This window comes from Actinoplanes philippinensis (assembly GCF_900113015.1).
Lineage (GTDB): Bacteria > Actinomycetota > Actinomycetes > Mycobacteriales > Micromonosporaceae > Actinoplanes > Actinoplanes philippinensis.
Genome location: NZ_FONV01000001.1, coordinates 572,572 through 590,141, shown reverse-complemented (window position 1 = coordinate 590,141; position 17,570 = coordinate 572,572). Strand labels below are relative to the sequence as shown.

Here is a 17,570-nt window from a genome sequence, read left to right as displayed (position 1 = left end):
TATATTGCGGCGATGACGTCGGACGAGTCACCACCGCGGGTGTTCGTGAACCGGTTCGCCGATGCGGTCGGGCCCGGCCCGCAAGGCAGGGCCCGCCAGCTGTGCCGGTGCGTGGGCTATTCGAAGGCGACCCGGCCGGTGGCGGTGGCGTTCCACGGCGAGCGGCAGGACACCGGTTCGGCCGGCTGGCGGCGGATGCTGGAGCTGATCGACGAGGCCGCCGCCGACGGGCGGGAGGTGTTCCGGCCGCTGGTCGAGATGACCGCCGAGCAGCGGTACGACCTGATCACCCTGCCCCGGAGCATCGGCCGGCTGACCCGGGTCAAGCAGTTCGTGCTGTACGGCAGCAATCTGGTGCGGATCCCACCGGAGATCGGGCTGATGCGCAGCCTGGAGGTGTTCGAGCCGTACACCTCGTATCGCCTGCACTGGTTCCCCTACGAACTGACCCGGTGCACGGCCCTGGCCGACAGCACGGTCAGCACCCGGGCGATCTACGGCAACTACAAGAACCGGCCGCCGTTCCCCGCGCTGCGCGCGATCACCCGCGGCGACCTCACCGACCTCGACCCCTACGTTCACGGCACCGAGGGGGTACGCACGTGCAGCGTCTGTGACCAGCCGATCGGCGACGAGCTCCGGCAGGTGTGGATCTCCCGCGGCGCCGGCACCGACGTGTGGCCGTTCCTGGTGAACGCCTGCTCGCAGCAGTGCGTCGACGCGCTGCCCGCGCCGGCCCGCAATCACGTGCCCGTCCCGCACCGCGGCGGCCCCGACGTGGTCCAGCCGGACACCGGCCGATGACGCGCCCGGCACCCGCTGAATCCTGATCCGGTCCCCGCGCCGCAGGTGCGCTGGATCCGCGATCGAGGGCGGCCGGCGTATCTCCGAGGTGCTGGTGGAGTCGGCGGCTTCGCAGGCTGAGCGTGCCGTCCCCGGCCGGCTCGTGAGCCTCATGGTGGGCGGAGGCCCCATGGCGGGCTGGTCACTGCCATGCCTGAAGGAGTTCGGCAGGGCCGTAGGTGGCGCTCAGGCCGGTGGCCGACATGCCACCGCGACTGACGGCTACCAGTGGGACGGGGTCGTCGGTGACGGCTGTGCGGTGTCGTTGCAAGGCCAGCAGGTCGTGGTCGTCGAAGGCCGAGTTCTCCAGCCATTTGATCGAGCCGAGGAAGAGCAGGCGCTTCGCCACGGGTTCGCGATCGGCGCCGACGATGTCGATCTCGATGCTGTTGGATCGCGTCCAGTAGGAGCCGATCGCCGGCGCGGCGGGCAGATCGCCGTCCGGCAGCAGGCGCGCCAGGGACTCTCTGATCAGCGGCTCCACCGCCCGCCCGCGCCAGGTGGTCCAGCCCGCCTTGACGCGTTGCAGGGTGAGGTCGCCTCGCAGGCGTTCGATCTCGGCCAGGTAGGGACCGACGAAGGTGAGCCAGAAGCGCAGGTACGGGTCGGTGACCCGATAGCGTCGTTCTTTCGAGGGAGCGGTGGAGATCGGCAGCTCTGCCGCGACGATACGTTTGTCGACGAGCACCTGGGTGGCTCGCGTCAACGTCGAATGTGAGATGCCCCCGGCGGCCCGGCCGATGTTGGTGAACGTTCGCTCGCCGCTTCCGATCGCCGACAGGACCGTTCGGCCCATCGCGGAGTCGGGGAATTCGGCGGCCAGGGACCGCTCGGCCGAGACCAGTAGTGGTGAGACCGGATTGGCCAGTTCGGTGGTGAGGAACTGCCAGAGATCCGTACCCGGCCGCCAGCCGGCGCAGATCAGCGGAAGGCCGCCGGTCACCAGAGCCGCATCGAAGGCCTCGGCCGGGTCCAGCCCGAGCATCTCGCCGACCTCCGCCGGATTCAGCGGCCCGAGAACCATCTCCCTGCCCCGTTGATGGAACGGCCTGCCGTAGGAGCCGAGAGCTTCCATCATCGACAGATCGGACCCGATCAGCACGAGCAGGACCGGTTTGCGGCTCAGCTCACGATCCCAGGAGCGCTGCAGGATCCCCTCGAAGGCGTCCACTCGATCGACCAGGTAAGGCACTTCGTCGATCACCACGACACTCGGCCGGTCGTCGGGCAGGACGCCGGCGAGCTGACGTAGAGCAGCACTCCAGTTGCCGGGGGCCGCGTCATCGAAAACCGCCCGCTCCGGCAGCGTGGACGATCGGACCGCCTCGCTGAACGCCTCCAACTCGATGTCGGTGGACGCGCCGGCGGCGGTGAAGAAGACCGCGGGCACGCCCGCACGATCGACGAACGCCTCCACGAGGCTGGACTTGCCGATGCGGCGCCGTCCCCGAATGAGGAGGCACTGACCTGGCGACGGATCGTTTCCGCGCGGTCCGATGTCGGCCAGTAGGGCGTTGAGCGCGGCGAGTTGCCGCTCTCTGCCGACAAAAGCGACCACAACGCCTCCTGAAAGATGGTATCGGCCAAAACACTATCGTGGCAGATAGTTCTTCTGGAGAAACTATCTGACGGAAGCGTTCTGATGGTCGGCACGCTGGCGAGTCGTCGCGGTGACCGGTGCCAGGCCGTCGACATATGCGGATTCGGACATCATCGTGTGTCCCCGCAGCGCACCGCTCGTCACGAGACGGTCCCCGGTGACAAGAGCACCAGCCTGGGAGTATGCCGGGTGTGGAATCCGCGGAGCGAGTGGGTGATCGCCGAACAGCCGGCATCCCGCTCTGGTCAGCGAGGCTGACTTCCTGGCGGTGCAGCAGGTCACAGGATCACCGCGCCGAGGGGCCAGGGGGTCCGCCGGTATCTGTTGACCGGGCTGGTGATCTGCGCGGGCCCCAAAGCAGATCATCGATGGGCTGCTGCATCAGCTGGGCTATGCCGGGGAGCTGCCGGTCCTCGCGAATACAGGTGATCTACTCGATCACCTTCGGAAGCGTCGCCTGGTTGTTGTCTGCGGTATGGACACGCTCGACATAGAGCCGATTGACCAGGAATACAGGAAACCCCACCACAATCACCACTTGAATGGATGACTCTGGTGGGGGTTAACGTGTCCGAGGGGGGAATTGAACCCCCACGCGTAGCACCCGTATTCATCCTGGGTGCTCATGCGATGAGTATAGCGATATTGACACGCAATACGAACGCGGACCACGGCCACTCTCCGTGATCGCCGCTACGCAACTGCCAGCAGGATAGTCACGATCGCGGTTCGGGGGCACCGATGCCCGGTCCAGGGATCCGCAGATTGATGGTAGGAATCGGCTCATCTGGCTTCCCGGACAATGCGTAGAGCTTGGATGGTCTGGACTTGTGCGGGAGTGCCCAGCCCGGACCATGCGTTGTCAAAGACTTCGTGGAGCCGTCCGTATGCCCAGCGTCGGAGGTCTTCGTCGGATTGACCAGCCGGGGCTGGCAGCAGCCGGTGCAGCAGGTGGGCCGCAACGCGGGTGTGGACTCCGGCGCGGATCCACGCCAGGACTTCTGGTGTGTCGGCACCTGAGCGTATGGCGAGAGGGAGCAGGCTGAGTGTCCTGAGGGCATCGTCAGGCAGGAACCAGGGTCCGTCCGGGTCGTGCTCCCGGCCGAGCGTGGTGAGTGCGGTAAGGGCGCCGGCAACGAGGGGGAGCCCGAACTTGAAGGCGTCGCCAGTGATGGCGATGGTCCGTGGTAGGGGGTCCTGGGGCCCCCGCTTGGCGTTGGCGTTGACCGGCTTGTTCTGGATGTGGCCAGCGATCGCGATGATCGGATCGCCCGCGAGCCAAGCGTGCAGCGTGGCCCGGTAGGCGGCCCACGATGGGGCGCGGTCGGGTTCGTCGGCGTAGATATTGGCCAGCCGGCTGGAGCCATACGGGGTGTTCGTCAGCAGTCGCTGTAGTTGAGGTCCCGGAAGGCGGCTGATCAGGTTCAGCATCAGATCGGCCCAGCCAGAGATGGTGTTCGGTGCACGGGCCGCGGTGAGGTGATCTCGCAGCCCTCGGTAGAGCGAGGCTGTTTCCGGCAGGGCGATGCCGGATTGGTGGGCCGCTAGGGCCACCCACTTGGGTACTCCAGTGGCTTGGAGGAAGGCGTTGCCGGCTGCGGCAAGCGAACGGGTGATCTCCGGGACCAGGAGCTGAGCATGCGCTCGATGGACAGCCCAGCTCTTGCCGACGACCTGTCGAGTCTCGTTTTCGTCGCTGTCTTCAAAGGTCAGGAAGCTGAAAGCTGTGTGTTCTGAGGCGGTCAGAGTGTCGACGGCGAGGTCGCCGGAGATGACGTTGGCGATGAGGCCGTCCAGAGCGCTGGCGAGTTCGGAGGAGGCGTCCTCGTCTTGGAGGAACTCCGCCCGGCGGACCGCGTTGCTGGCGTCGGCCGTGGAGCTGAGCAGGAGCGCTTTGTTGGGCACTACGACAGCCATCGAGCGCGGCGCGATATGGGCGCGGCCGGCCCGGCCAATTGCGTTTAGCAATTGTGCGCGGGTTTGCTCTCGTCGCTGTTGCAGGCTGCTCGTGGTGTCGTAGCCAATTTCGGTTCCGCCGATGACGACTGCGGTTGCCGGCAGGTTGAGGCCTTGGGCCATGGTGCCGGTGGCGTACATCGCGATGGCGAACCCGCGTTCGAAAGCGACCTCGCTGGCGCGTTGTTCTTCGCGGAGCAGGGCGCTGGTGTGTACCGCTACTCCTCGCTGCAGGTGGGCGCGTAGTGCTGACGGAGCGCCGAGTTCCAGGTCCGCTAGGTGCAAGAGTGCTTCGACGACGGCGTCGAGCGGCATGGTGTTGAATCCGGTGAGGCGGGCGGCGGTGAAGCTGTCGTGTTTGCTACGGGGCAGGAACGCAAGAATTTTGTCGCCGCGGTCGCCAAGCCGCTGCACGATCGCCGCTGTTGTAGGTGTGCAGTATCCGTCCGCGGCCCAGTTACCCTGCCGAGTCACCGTCATCGGGGCGCCGATGTCGGTCTGCAGGAGGGTGTAATCCTCGGCCGTCTGGCTCGCCCAGGCTCCCTGCAGGCCGGCGAGCAGAGCGACCGGCACGTCGAAGCCTTGTTTCTTGCGGTGCTCGCCCAGCTGCTGCAGCTGGTCCAAGGCGGCTTGGGCTGCGGTGGTGCCTCGCGTCCGATCAATCCCGGCGATGGCACGGAGGGTCCGGGTTGGCCTCCATGGTTCGTCGATCACGATGGCCGGGGTGTCGGTCGCTTGGCTCATCCACTCGCCGAGTGCGGCGGGATTGGCGATCAGCGCCGACATCAGCAGCAGTCGTGCCTGCCGGGCTCGGTGCATGATCTCCGCGAGCACCAGTTCGGCGATGACGCCGCGGGTGCGGTCACCGAGCAGGTGGGCCTCGTCGAACACGCAGAGCGCCAGGTTCGTGAAGGCTTCCGGGTTCTGCCGCAGCGCCAGTGAGCACTTCTCCGGCGTCATGACGAGGACCTGCTGGTCCTCGATCTGATCTAGGGATTCTCCGGTGAGCTGGGTGTATTCGGCCCCGCCGAGGAATTCGCGGACCGCCGACCGACCGAATATGTCAGCGACCTGTCGGCGGATTTGGCCGACCAGCGCGTTAGTCGGCGCGAGGTACAGCACCCAGCCTCGGGAGAGCGCCTGGCTGATACCCAGTTCGGCGACGGCTGACTTGCCGGAGTTAGTCGGCACGGCCACTACCGCGTGGGCGTGCGGCCCGGGTAGTGCGTGGTTGGCGTATTCCTGGGCTGCTGGCCAGAGCAGCGGGCGGCTGGGGGCGCGGTGACGTTGGTAGGTGCCGAAGCGGTCGCCGGTGTCGTCCGGCGGTGGGGGGACCGCGCGTAGTGCCCGCCCTCCGGTCTCGTCGCATGCGGCGGCCAGCAGGAGTAGTAGGTGGTACAAGTCGGCGTGTGCGGCCGGTCGTGGGGGAACCTGGTCGCGATCCTCGAGCCTGCCGGCGAGTGCACGTAAGGCGTTGCCGGCACCAGGATCGGCTTCGCCGCGGAACATGAGCCAGCCGAGGTGTTCGGTGACGTGCACACCAATGCGGCGCCAGAGTTCGTGGCGTACCCGTAGCCGGGCTGATGGGAGCTGCGTCGCCAAGGTGGGGGGATCATCGCTGGCAGCCGGGGCCAGTCGGCACAGCTGCAGGATCCGCTGTACCGCCCACAGGACGATCGGGCCTTCGCCGCTGCCGTCCTCCAGATCCTCGCCGCTGATGTCGGTGACGGTCAGAGCGGCATTGGCGTCGTAGCCGGCGATTAGATAGAGCAGGGCACACTCGACCCGTTCGAAAGTGCGTACGGTTCCGAACAGCCAGAACTGGACCCCGCCGTCGTTGTCGACGGAGGCCGTTGTGGTGTCGGTGGCAGCGCGATCGTGCGCGATGGTGAGGGCCTCGGCGGCGACGAAGGCACAGGCGCGGATCATCGCAGGGGCGGTTTGGTCGGGTAGAACCGCATGAACCTCCAAGGCGGTCGCCAGCCGCCGTAAGGTCTCGATTGGGACGGTCGTGGCGTTGTCCGCGCCGAGCCGCGGAGCGGTGGCATCGAGCCAGGCGGCGGTGAGCATCCGGCGGATCTGGCCGGCGTCGAGGCCGGCGATGGTGGGAAGGGCTGCTAGCAGGGCGTCGATGCCTCGGTTGAACACTAGACGACGACCTCCGCGACCGCCCGGCGCATCGCGTCGGCGACCGAATCGAAGAATCTGTGGAAGTCGGCCAGTTCAACCACGATGAACCGGCGCCGATGCCGGGGTGTCTTGAGCTGGTTGAACTTGGGTCTGCTCGCGGTGAAGTCGCCAGCGTCCTGGTAGACGATGATTGGCAGGTAGGAGGCGTTCTCGCTCCAGAGCGAGTCTTTGACCTGCTCCTTGAGCCCGGGAGCGAGGATCGGCCGGAAGGCCATCAGTTTCGACCGCAGGTCGGGCCCGTGCTTTCCTAGTTCCACATCGATGAACAGGTCGGCGGCGGACCCGAGGTTGGCGTTGACGTTAGAAGCGGTGGACTTGCTCTCGCCGATCGCTACGCCAAGCACACCAGCCTGCACGTAGGTGCTCACCGAATCCAAGCCTTGCCGGTTCGGCGTCTCGTGCACTTCGCTGAGAGCGCATATCTGCCCGTCGACGCACGATGTTTCACGCCGGGCGCTAAGAGCCAGCAGCGCGTGAGCGACACCTTCGCCGATCCACGCGTTGCGGCGGGTGTCGCGGAACCTGCGCTCTTCCCTTGTCACGAACAAGTTATGACTGCCGATCAGCGACTGCACAGTTCGGTTGATCTCCTCGCGCCGGTCGACGCCTTCGGCCAGCATGTCCTGTGACAGTTGGGCATCCAGCTGGACCGCACCGGACAAGGCACCGACCAGGTATCGGCCAAGGGCAAGGGGCACCTGGGCCGAGTCCACCCCAGTGACGGAGACGACGGTATGACTCGGTGTTGCGATACCGGGGTGGAAGACGACGCACTTTTCAAGGTCATCTACGGCTGCAGTGAGAAGATCGATGACGCTGCTCGCGCCGACGGTCAACGTCCCCCTCCTTCACCCGCTGAGGCTCATGGGCCCAGGCGGGAAAGAACTAACTGGCGGCCCCGCAGGATCCTGGGTCGAGCTCATCGTTTGACGGGTTCGACGCCGCTCGCCATGTGTTCTGGCCGCCATCCCGCAGTGAGCGTAGCGGAATTGTGCACCTGTGAGTCGGTCACCGGGGTACAGCCTTTCCCGCCAAGCTGGCCATGCTGCGCTGATCACCTCGGATGTCCTCTCGGCCGGCTCTGCCCCATCATCCCTGACATTCCGTACTGTGACTGGACCCGGTCAGTCCGGTCGGACTCTTGGGCGGCGATTTCACCGACATCGGCAGTGACCGCATTGCCAACATGGAGGTATTCTGCAGTCTTCACATGGGTAGGTATTCGGATTAAGTCCGTGGCCACAATGATTGCATGGAAATATGTGTCCGACTTGCCTGTGGGAGGTGATTCTATTATCTGCGCTTTTCGGCAATTCTGGTCCGTCATCTTCGCGAGTATCCATCAATATTGCCGTAGTGCGATTTGGGCCGGCTTGAGCCCAGGTCCGCATTAGGTTCGGGATTGTCATCTCGAGGAATGGTTCTGCTATCCCGAGACGTAGATCTGACGTTGTCCAGCCGCTCCAGCGTTGCCGGATTCCTAGTTCTCGCAGCGGGTGGTGTTGGGGCACTTCCAGTCCGCGAGGAACGAGCAGGGGCGGCCAGCCGGTGCTAGCAGCGAAGGCAACTGATGCTGTTCGACGGCGAATGAGAACCACTGCTCCGCGTGTGCGGAGGCGACCCGCTAGGGCTATGGCGCACACTTCTTCGCTGGCCATGCTGGCGGAGTAGAGTTGACGGAGGTGCTCGGGGGCGGGCTGGCGTCCGCCGAGGACCTGTGTAGTCGTTGATTCGGGCAGGAGAATCTGAGCTGCGACTGTGTCGCAGAGACGTTCGAGGTCGGAAGCAGGATTGTTCTTATCTGCGAGCCAGTCGAGGACGTCATCGTCTTCGTTCGCAAGGAAATGACCTAGTTCATGTAAAAGCGTGAAGTTCTGGCGCCGTGAATTAGGGGATGGCGCAAAGCAGATGACACGATCGTTCGTAAGTGAAACTCCGTCACACCATCCGCCGGCGCCACGGCTGTCTCGGAGCTGATCTAATGGGACGATCCTCATGCCGAAGTGGCGTACTAGCGCGTCTGCGGGTTCGATCGCCAGTTCTTCCCGAATCTTAGCCGGTACCGTTGCTGCGAGTCTGGCTGCATGCCGCTTAAGTGTCATCCCCGATCAGGTACCAGTGATTGGGTCGTTAGGCTCTCCAAGACGGGCGCGTTCGTTGGCGAGTAGTACGACCAGGACGGCCTTCCACTGACGAGTCGTGAGCGTGCGTTCGCCGCGGTGTGCGACTGTGTTAAGGCGCTGGTGTAGGTCATCGCGGGCGGCGACCATGGTAATTCCTTGAAGGCGCGCCCACTGATCGACAATCTCGCTCAGTTCGTCGCTGTACAAGACTTGCAGGAACGGATTTATGCCGTCGTCAACACCAACTGGTTCAGCTACCCCTGACGGTGCCTCGGAGCGAGGAAGCATGAGTGTCTCAGTGGCGACGTTGAGCGTTAATGCGAGATCGGCCAAGAGCGCTGGGGGAATGTGTTCGGCACGTTGTTCCCACCGAAAGACGTCAGAAGTGGTAGTTGACCACCCACGTCGCTGGAGCGCGTCGGCAATGTTGGAGGGCCGTCGCTGCTGCATCTGTCGTGCTGCGCGCAGCGCCGTCGGATCGAGGAGTTCGGCTGGGGCGGCGCCGAGGGCGATTGCTATAGGATCCTCGCTGAGGGGTGGAAGCGGTTCGGTGACCATGAGGCGGTCAACGATGCTCCATGCATCCAATACTGCGCGCTGAAGTTCGGTGCCGAGATCGTCGATCGTTGGCAGGACGCCTTGCCTACCGTTCAACAGATCTAGATAGTCCAGCGTGAGCTGAGCAACGAGATCGCCCTCCGAAAGAGCACGCTGCCGCGGCTGAGTTGCGTTCGATTCGTCAGACACCTCCAGGCTCCTTTCGGCTGGCGAACGGTCATCATTCGTCATGACGCCGAGCCCTTGAAGGCAATGGTGGGTTCGAGTGTGCCATTCGCACGACGCGTAGAACACCCCAGCTCGGTCCCGAGCCATCTGCCTGCCTTCATGATCCATCTCCTGCAGTTCGACGGGTCTCCGGCTGTGGTTGATTGACTCCAAGTTCGTCAAGTAGGTCAGAGATTGGCTTTTTGAGGAGTTGTCCCACTCGCTGACCGGAAACGCTGTGTTGCGCCCCAATCTCGATTCGTGTGTTGCCGGCCAACAGCGATAACAGCATGGCCGCTTCGCGTTGGGCTAACCCGTCGACGGTCCGTCGTATCGCAGAGCTGACCTCGTGACTGCGTTGTCGCTCGATGATCTGATCGATGACATCTGGGCTGGTTTCTGCGATGTCCTCCAGATCGCCGCGGCTCCAGGCCCGCGACTGGACATGGCTTCCGGAGCACTCGTCTGGCAGGACTTGTTGCTGGCGGGAGGCGGCACGTAGGCGGTCGAGCGCTGCGTTGCGTACAGACTGCACTAGGTATGCGACTGGGTTGTCCGGGAAGCGGCCTTCGGCGAATCGAGCGGCGACCTTGACGATAACTGAGGATACGGCATCCTCCGCATCGTGCTGGTTGCGCAAGATCGCATGTGCGGCGCGCAGCATTGTCTCCCTATTGCGTAGATATAGGGCGGCAAGGTTCGGTGGCTCGTCGTCGCCAGCCAAGTTGGTGGCCTCCCGTCTCGCGGCTTCTCTGCCGGGTCACCCTTCTACACATGGTGACGTCGGTGAAGTTCGTTGCGAAAGCCGACCTGGTCAGGAGGCGAAATCAGTTCGCGGTCTCGGCTGTAGCTCGGGGAAAATGTTTGCAAATCTAGACATTTAGGGTCAGTTTTCACGACAGCGTGCATAGGGCGGGTCGCCGACAGGGTGATCTTTACGCTAGGGCAAGATTCTGCTGGTGAGTGACGAAGCGTGGCGCGAATTTCGGCGAGCCTTGCCGACGGCCGTGGGCGACGCTGCGCGAACGCGCCTCATGCGCGAGTATGAGCCGCTCACGAAGGAACGTCTTGATCTCGGCCGCCACGCGGGCGTCGTTCCCCGGTCCGAGGAGCCGATTTACCGCTGGGCGCGGTACAAGGAGGCATACTCGCCGCGCCTGGTGCGGGAGATGCTCGATGAACTGCTCCCGAGGAAACACGGCCGGCCGGGTGCGGAAGCGCCGTTGGTGTACGACCCCATGGTGGGATCGGGAACGTCGTTGCTGGTAGCAGCCGAACGAGGCTTGCCCGCCCTCGGCGCCGATCTCTTGCCCTACGCCACCTTCCTCTCAGCGACATTGGCCGGGTGGAGCAGAGCGGACCCCCAGATCGTGCAACAGATCGCAGACGACGCGTTAGCCGACTATGCCTCCCTTGCTGGGCGTGACCGCCTGGACGTGCCCGCGGCGGAATGGGCCTTCTCGCCGTCGATCCTTACGACGCTCACCAAGCTGATTCGTGCGGTCGATCGCGCGCCCGTCGGCGTGAACCGAGACTTGGTTCGCCTAGGAGTGCTATCCGCGGTCGAACAAGTCAGCTACGCGGTTAAGGACGGCACATCTCTGCGGCGGCGACTGCCAGATGGTCCCGCCCGACCGGGTCGTCCAGGACAGCAACGGCGCGCGATGGACGCTACGGACGTGGTCGCAGGAGTGCGGCAACGCATCGATTCCATCGTCGCTGACCTTGAACATGGCAGCTCTTTGTCTCTGCTTGGATCTGCCAAGGAGGTCACTCGCGTTGATGAACTCGAGGGTTCTGGGGCGACGTCGCCCCGGACTCCGGCACCTTCCATCTCGCAGGTGATGGTCGTCCGCGCGGATGCCCGTCAGTGGCGACCCGCTCCTGGGACGTGCAGTGTTGTCGTTTTCAGTCCGCCTTATCCGAATAGATACGATTATTCGGCCGTCTATCAGCTGGAACTCGCCCTCGGGGACTTCGTCTCCGATGCTGCGGGGCTGCGGCGTGTGCGCAAGCAGTTGTTGCGCTCGCACCTTGAGGCGCCACCAAGGGATGCCTACCGCGTGAACTTGCCGGCGCTGCGTGAGTTCCTGGCGGCTGTTAACGGCAGCCGAGCCATGGGTGATCAGTCAGGCCGAATTCTGCGCATGGTGGCCGGCTTCTTTGAGGACATGGCCGATGTGCTTGATCGGCTGAGCGAAGCGCTACGGCCGGGTGGGTCTGTCGGCTTGGTGGTGGGGACACAGACGTACTTGGGTCAGCATTTGCCGACGGATCTGCTGCTCGCCGAGCTGGCTCGTAGTAGCGGGCTCGAAGTGCGTGAGCTGTGGGTTGTGCGGGCGAAAGGAGTGGCGTCCCAACAGCGATCTTTATCCGCCTCACCGAGTCGCGAGTCCGTCTTGGTGTTGCGTAAGCCGGCCGTCAGCCGTGGACGCAGCAGTCGGCCGGCTCCTGCCGCACGATCAACGGCGCGCTAGGCGGGCGGCGGTGTGAAGGAAGCCTTCCTGGATGGCGAGGCGGCCACCTCCTACCAGGTAACCTCGGTCGAGCCCGCGGTTGAATCTCTCGCAGCCGAATGCAACGGCGAGGCATTTGTGACAGCCTCCGCGCTCAGCCAAACAGACCGGGTCGTGGACACAGCTGGCGGCTGCCTCGGCAGCGTCCATGAGCCATAGTCGAAGGTGTTGCTCGGCGAGTGCACCGAGGGCTCCGAGATTGAATGAGTTGAACTTCGCGACGAAGATCAGCGTGCTGGCCGCCCGTTCGAGCAGGTACTCCCCAACAGAGTTGGCGGAGAAGCTGGAGTGATATGCAAGGGCGTGCATCAGAAGATGCGACCACACGTGGGTCACTCGCCGGATGGCATCGGCGGCATCGGTCGAGACCGCCGAGAAGCTGGTGTCAAGTACCCACGCTCGGGCTTCTTCTGGCGTTGGCTCTTGAGCTGTGGACCATCGTGAGGTCCAGCCGTTGACGAGGCAGAAGTGCCACAAGATCAGAGGGTCAACCTCGATAAGTAGGCCTTCGGTGTCGGCGTCGACGGCTATAAGCGGCAGTTGCTCAGTGTCGCGGGTGGGGTCCAGAGGAAGCAGGCGCGCTCGTACGTCTGAGTGCACGCGGCTGAAGCCGTATCCGACAAGGGCGATGGGAAAGTCACGCACCAGTGAGATACGGGCTAGGCCGAGCTGGTGTGCGGTCGCAAGTCCGGTGTCGATCCTGTCGGCCAGCGCGTTGCTTCCAGCCGATGAGAGAGCTATGGCGACGCTTGCGAGGTCGTCGACGGAGTTGCGAGCGTGGAGAAACGCCCGCTCGAAGGTCCGTCGATCGGCGGCGGCCGCTTCTACGGTAGCTGCCGTGAGCATAGTCCGTGTTCGCTCCAGGGCGGGCTCGTCTCCGCGGGTCGCGTCGACCATCTTCTGAGCTTGAGCAATCGCCTCGACGTCATTGGGATAGCGCTGGCGAATCAGGTCTAGCAGGCTGGACGCTTGTGAGCTGGGACTAGGCGCACCGGCGCCACGGCCCGCGGCGAGCATCCCGGAGAGGTCGCCGATTGTGCCCATGTAGTGACCGAGAGCGTATACCGCGGCTCTGTCGTTGTTGCGGGCCTGGCGCATCTGTGCGTCTACATTGATAAGTGTGAGATGGTGCCCGTAGTAGGCGCGCGTATCCCGCGCCGTGACGGGAGTGAGGTTCCGGGTGCGGTTCTCAGGGTCCGCCGCGGCGAAGGTGCAACCCACGCAGGTTGCGAACCGCATACCCAGCCAGCGCCTGCACGTTGGCCGGCTGCAGCGGAATCCCGCCGTGACGAAGGAGCCGGTGTCCTCGAACAGTCGTTCGTCATTTGGATGCTCTGGGCACTGCGGGAGTTGAATTTGTAGCCGTCGACCGCATGCGTGAACCTGATAGTAGGGAAGCTGGCGATAGTTTCCCGTCCGGCATGCCCCGCACCTGCGGGAGGTTGGGATTTCGGTACCGGCCTGGCGGCTCGTTCGAAGGAGCAGGACATGTCCGCAGCTCCCACAAAACAATCGGGTAGGCCAGACGTCCCACCTGACCAATTCAGGTCTCACTAGGCGGAACGTATCCCCATGCTCCATGACGTTGATCGGGAAGCCGGATGCGTCTCCGCCCGCAGCTCGCCACTTGGTCAGTTGCAGTTCGAGGGCTTCCAGAACCTGTTCGATCGGGATGTCAGGACGGGTGCCGCTGATGTCCTGGGTGACGCAATAGACGCCGTCGGATTCATGTTCGAATACCTGGCTCGGCATGTGTCCGTACTGGACGGTGACGCGTGAGCGTTGCACTGTATGGCTCCAGGAATCTGTCGCAGGTGGGCCAGCCGCAGGCTGGGCTATCGGATTAGGTGTTGCCGTATTCGTCGGCCATGTCTGGCAGGTCGTCGTTGGAGTCGTCGCCGCCGAGCATCGTGAGCATCCGTGAGGCGATTCCTCCAAGCGCGCTGAATTCCGCCGGAGCGTCGATGTCTCGGAAGCTCGTGGGGGGCCGCGGCCGTAGCCGTCGTTGCAGCTGAGGGTCGGTGCCGGACAGCGACGCGAATAGCTCGTCGAGCGCATGGTCGACACGTCTTTGGAAGCTTTCGGCGACGACGGAGTCCAACACCTCGCTACGCAGCCCGAACGCCCGGTACACAGATTCCCGTAGGCGTAGTTCGCCGGCTTCGCCGGCGGCGGCCAGCCATGCTTCGGCATGTGCTGCCTTGCCGAAGTCGACGGGTGTAGCCCCGACAGCGCCTTGGGCGTTTGAGTCACGCCCAACCTCGTTGAGCAGCAGGGCCGCGAGGAGACCGCTGGTGGTCTTTCGTGGTCCGTGGAGGCTGAATCGGTTGAGCGCGACGGGTTCGACGAGAGCGTTGACGTGCCGGTGCGTTGGATCGAAGAAATGGAATACGCTGCGGTCGCGGAGGTGGTATCGGTTCAGGGCGGTGAAAATGAGGCCGACCTGCGATCGTCCGGCGCGGGAGGTCGCCTGTACGTAGTAGGCCAATGTTGACGGCATCCCGAGCACGAATTGAACGTTGAGCCGGGCGAGGTCGACGCCATGACTGACGAGGCTGGTGCCTGCGATCACGGCAAGGCGGCGACCTGCGGGTGTGGCGGTCGTTTCCCGTTCGACGCGGCGGATGACTTCGCTGATCTCGGCGAGCCGGTTCGCTCCGGTGAGACGTTGTGCCTGGAACGGCGCTGGGTCCGCATCCGCGCCGACACGGGAGGCGTAGGTGAGGACTCGGTCCGCGTCGGTCTTCCGGTTGACGTAGTAGAGCTGGAGTTCATAGGCGAACAGCCATTCGTCTATCCTGTCCGGTGTGACGGTGGTGAGGCCGAGTTCTGAAATGACCTCGCCTGGGTCCAGGCCGCGCAGCCGTTCCAGCTCGCGGCGCACCGCGTCACCGCTGACAAGCGAGAACGTGCTGGTGTCCATGAGCGACGGCAAGGCACCAACGAAGATGCGTCGCGTCAGGTCATCGTGTCGGCGAGCGTAGAAGGACTCCCCGTCGATCCAGCCTTCGCTCGGGAACCGGCGCGGCCGCAGTGCGTACAGCTGTCGTACCTGGTTGGCGTAATCGCTGATGGTCGCCGTTGCGGCCAGAACCTTGCTGGGGAGTCCTGATCCGGTGCGGCATAGATGCTGCCAAAGAGTCTCGTAGTGGGCAGCGAAGGTGCCAAGTTCCTCGGCGAGAAGGTGTAGTTCGTCCTGGATCACGAGCGCCGGGGCCGGGTCGTGCGATCGGACAGAACTCCATTCTCGTGGTTTTCGGTCACAATGATTGCGAGCAAGACACCGCGGGTCGCTTCGGCTGCCTTGGGTAAATGTGACGAATCCGTGGTCCGGGCATCGGCGGGCGGGGCCGTGGGTCAGATGTGAGAAGTGCGGATTGAAGGCGATGGTCGCTAGCTTGTCTACGGTGGCGACGACGATCGTCGGCAGGTAGCGGTAAACTTCGTCGTCGGTGATCGACACGGGCAGGTCTCGGCCACAATTAGGGCAAGCGTGGCGGAGACGGATTTTTTCTGTATCGGGCCGCAGCGCGACTTGTTCGCAACCGCAGTACGGGCAGGCTGGAAGAACTACATTTTCGCGCCGCCAAGAGGCGTTTTGCTTCGCCATGGCGGTGATGTCCCGCCACTTCGAGTCGTTTGGATCCGTCAGCCGGTTAGGGGTGTTGCTGCGTCCAACGAAGTATCCCAGTTCGAACGGTTCCCCGAGGTCCCAAGTGCCGCCAATGTTCGTATCACGCGGGCGATCATGGTAGAGCGAACGGACGAGTTCGCAGCACACGATCAACCGGAGGATGCGGTCGAGTTGCTGAACGGAAAGCATCCGTAGGGGAAACCGGATGATACTGGTGGTGCCGAAGCTCTTCCCGCGTAACCTGTCGTAGAACATGGCGGTTGCGGTGATGCCGTAGAGCGCTGCGCTCTTGCCGCCGCCAGTCGGGAACCAAAGGACATCCGCGTGGTTCAGCTCGTCTCGGAGGGCTTCGCCGGATGGTTCACGGGCCGCAAGGGCGGACAGGTGGAGCACAATAAATACGATTTGGAACAGTCGCCAGCCACGCACGGTGGGAGGACCGGATGGCGTGTAAACACCACCGGGAGCATCCATGCGGCGCATCGCCTGGTTCATCCAACGGAATGCGAGGCCGATTCCGCTCGGGTTTGGGCTGCTCAGATCCGACTCGATGAGGCCGATGCCAGCGACGAAGCGCCGACGTTCATCCGCGAACGCGTCGCGGTCCGACCGGCATTGTTCAATCGCCTCGTCGGTGAGGGGTGGCGCGCCGTCGAGGTACCCGTTCCATTGATCGAGAAAACCTTGCATGTGGTCTGCGATACGCGTGAGAACCGGTACAGGATCGTGTGCAAGATCTTTAAACGTAGGTTCCAGATCGGGGCGGGATTCGTACACGGCCTGCCGGAAGGTCGGGAAGGCGGTGGTGACGAGGCGGCCAACGGCCGGATCGGACGCGTCGTCGTCGAGACAGCAAAATCGACCATGGGCGTAAACCTCCGGCGCGATGCGGTAGTCAGCGTCGACGATGCGGTATCCCATGTTCCTTAGCTGACCGCCGGCGATCGTTGCCTCGAAGCTCGCGTCATAGACAGATACTTCGGGGAGGAAGCCGCGATCCCTGGGCGCGCGGACAGCGGTGTTAGACAGGGTGAGCGCCAGCCGGATGCGGCCGGTCGGATCGCGGTGGGCTGTCGCTGAGAACTCTGGAGCGGCGGTCGGGGCTGTCCAGCCTGTGTCGCCGTGGGCGGTGAGCCACGCGTCGAATGTCTCGGAATCACTCATGGCAGCGCGCGGTATACGTTGACCGGCGCTGTCGAGCAGACGGTACGGTCCGCCGGCAGATTTGGCTGCCATTGGCCCAGCGGCAGAGGCCTTACGCCCGCCGAGCGCATGCTCGACAGCCGAACGAATGGCGCCTTGATCATCCATGGTCACCGGAATGCTGCTCTGCGGCACCGGAACGGTCAGCTGGATCGTCGCGTTCACGTCGTAGCGTTCGTAGACAAGGAGGGTCGGATCGCTGGCCTCCTTCTTGCGTCTCTTTGACCGTGAGTCAACAACGAACTCGACGTGCGCTGCCGCTCTGTCTGATCCCGGCAGTAGGGACTCTGGGCTAGCCATGATTTCTTCGCCGGTCCCGGCCCGGCCCTCGGGCTGGTGATCTTCAACAATCTGATCGTCTTCGCGCGCGTCCGGCAACGATGCGGCTGACGCCTCCTCCGGCTCTCGCTCGATGCTGGCGACGAGAGCCGCGTGCTCGAGCTGTTCGTCGTACGTCGGAAAGTGCTGTAGATAGAGAGCGACATGCAGCTTGACGTCGATGGTGAGGTACTTCTCACTCGGCTCGACGAGGCAGGTCAGGCCAAACTCGCTGGCGGGCAATTGGTCGACAGGTACACCCGGCTCGGCTGGCAGATCCTGGGCCATTACAGGCTGATCAACGACCGGAGGGTCCTGCGGGGCCAGGACGCCGAGAACGACACGCTCTCTCGGCTGGCGAGAACGCAGGCGGCGTGCACCTGGATCGCGACCGGCAAGCCGTTGATGTGATACGTCGATGA

Annotated in this window: 11 protein-coding genes; 3 read left to right on the top strand and 8 right to left on the bottom strand. The window is 64.0% G+C overall.

Annotated features, from left to right (window positions below; translation table 11 throughout):
- Positions 1–12 precede the first annotated feature (12 nt).
- Complete coding sequence (locus BM290_RS02640; protein ID WP_203779095.1) at positions 13–804, top strand: leucine-rich repeat domain-containing protein; 792 nt, start codon at positions 13–15, stop codon at positions 802–804.
- 181 nt (positions 805–985) lie between these two features.
- On the opposite strand, the gene BM290_RS02635 is transcribed toward BM290_RS02640, so the two are convergent.
- From BM290_RS02635 to BM290_RS02615, 6 genes are all read right to left on the bottom strand, one after another.
- On the bottom strand, positions 986–2,401 hold the full coding sequence (locus BM290_RS02635) for an ATP-binding protein (protein WP_093609480.1): 1,416 nt from the start codon (positions 2,399–2,401) through the stop codon (positions 986–988).
- Between the two features lie 825 nt (positions 2,402–3,226).
- Positions 3,227–6,547, bottom strand: a complete 3,321-nt coding sequence (locus BM290_RS02630) for a DEAD/DEAH box helicase (RefSeq protein WP_093609478.1) — start codon at positions 6,545–6,547, stop codon at positions 3,227–3,229.
- The gene (locus BM290_RS02625) at positions 6,547–7,425 is read right to left on the bottom strand and encodes a hypothetical protein (RefSeq protein ID WP_143133579.1); all 879 of its coding nucleotides are present in this window, start codon (positions 7,423–7,425) and stop codon (positions 6,547–6,549) included. Before BM290_RS02625 ends, BM290_RS02630 begins: the two co-directional genes overlap by 1 nt.
- A 318-nt stretch (positions 7,426–7,743) precedes the next feature.
- Complete coding sequence (locus BM290_RS51005) at positions 7,744–8,586, bottom strand: ImmA/IrrE family metallo-endopeptidase (RefSeq protein WP_177319543.1); 843 nt, start codon at positions 8,584–8,586, stop codon at positions 7,744–7,746.
- Positions 8,587–8,697: 111 nt separating this feature from the next.
- The gene (locus BM290_RS47030) at positions 8,698–9,459 is read right to left on the bottom strand and encodes a hypothetical protein (RefSeq protein WP_143133578.1); all 762 of its coding nucleotides are present in this window, start codon (positions 9,457–9,459) and stop codon (positions 8,698–8,700) included.
- 136 nt (positions 9,460–9,595) lie between these two features.
- Positions 9,596–10,201, bottom strand: coding sequence for an RNA polymerase sigma factor (locus tag BM290_RS02615; protein WP_275413109.1), 606 nt, complete (start codon positions 10,199–10,201; stop codon positions 9,596–9,598).
- Between the two features lie 235 nt (positions 10,202–10,436).
- Here BM290_RS02615 and BM290_RS47025 point away from each other — a divergent pair, with 235 nt between their 5' ends.
- Entirely contained in the window at positions 10,437–11,954 is a 1,518-nt protein-coding gene (locus tag BM290_RS47025) for a hypothetical protein (protein WP_143133577.1), read from the top strand.
- Here BM290_RS47025 and BM290_RS02610 read toward each other — a convergent pair.
- Positions 11,940–13,232, bottom strand: a complete 1,293-nt coding sequence (locus tag BM290_RS02610; protein WP_093609470.1) for a hypothetical protein — start codon at positions 13,230–13,232, stop codon at positions 11,940–11,942. The two genes, BM290_RS47025 and BM290_RS02610, sit on opposite strands and share 15 nt — an antisense overlap.
- A 333-nt stretch (positions 13,233–13,565) precedes the next feature.
- Here BM290_RS02610 and BM290_RS02605 point away from each other — a divergent pair, with 333 nt between their 5' ends.
- On the top strand, positions 13,566–13,772 hold the full coding sequence (locus BM290_RS02605; RefSeq protein ID WP_093609468.1) for a hypothetical protein: 207 nt from the start codon (positions 13,566–13,568) through the stop codon (positions 13,770–13,772).
- Positions 13,773–13,836: 64 nt separating this feature from the next.
- Here BM290_RS02605 and BM290_RS02600 read toward each other — a convergent pair whose 3' ends face one another.
- Positions 13,837–17,436, bottom strand: coding sequence for a P-loop NTPase family protein (locus tag BM290_RS02600; protein ID WP_143133576.1), 3,600 nt, complete (start codon positions 17,434–17,436; stop codon positions 13,837–13,839).
- Positions 17,437–17,570: the final 134 nt, after the last annotated feature.

What these genes read in the sequence shown, in the direction of transcription:
- BM290_RS02610 (WP_093609470.1), bottom strand. Translation starts at nt 13,232, where the DNA reads ATGCGGTTCGCAACCTGCGTGGGTTGCACCTTCGCCGCGGCGGACCCT.
- BM290_RS51005 (WP_177319543.1), bottom strand. Translation starts at nt 8,586, where the DNA reads ATGAGGATCGTCCCATTAGATCAGCTCCGAGACAGCCGTGGCGCCGGC.
- BM290_RS02640 (WP_203779095.1), top strand. Translation starts at nt 13, where the DNA reads ATGACGTCGGACGAGTCACCACCGCGGGTGTTCGTGAACCGGTTCGCC.
- BM290_RS02600 (WP_143133576.1), bottom strand. Translation starts at nt 17,436, where the DNA reads ATGGCCCAGGATCTGCCAGCCGAGCCGGGTGTACCTGTCGACCAATTG.
- BM290_RS02605 (WP_093609468.1), top strand. Translation starts at nt 13,566, where the DNA reads ATGCTCCATGACGTTGATCGGGAAGCCGGATGCGTCTCCGCCCGCAGC.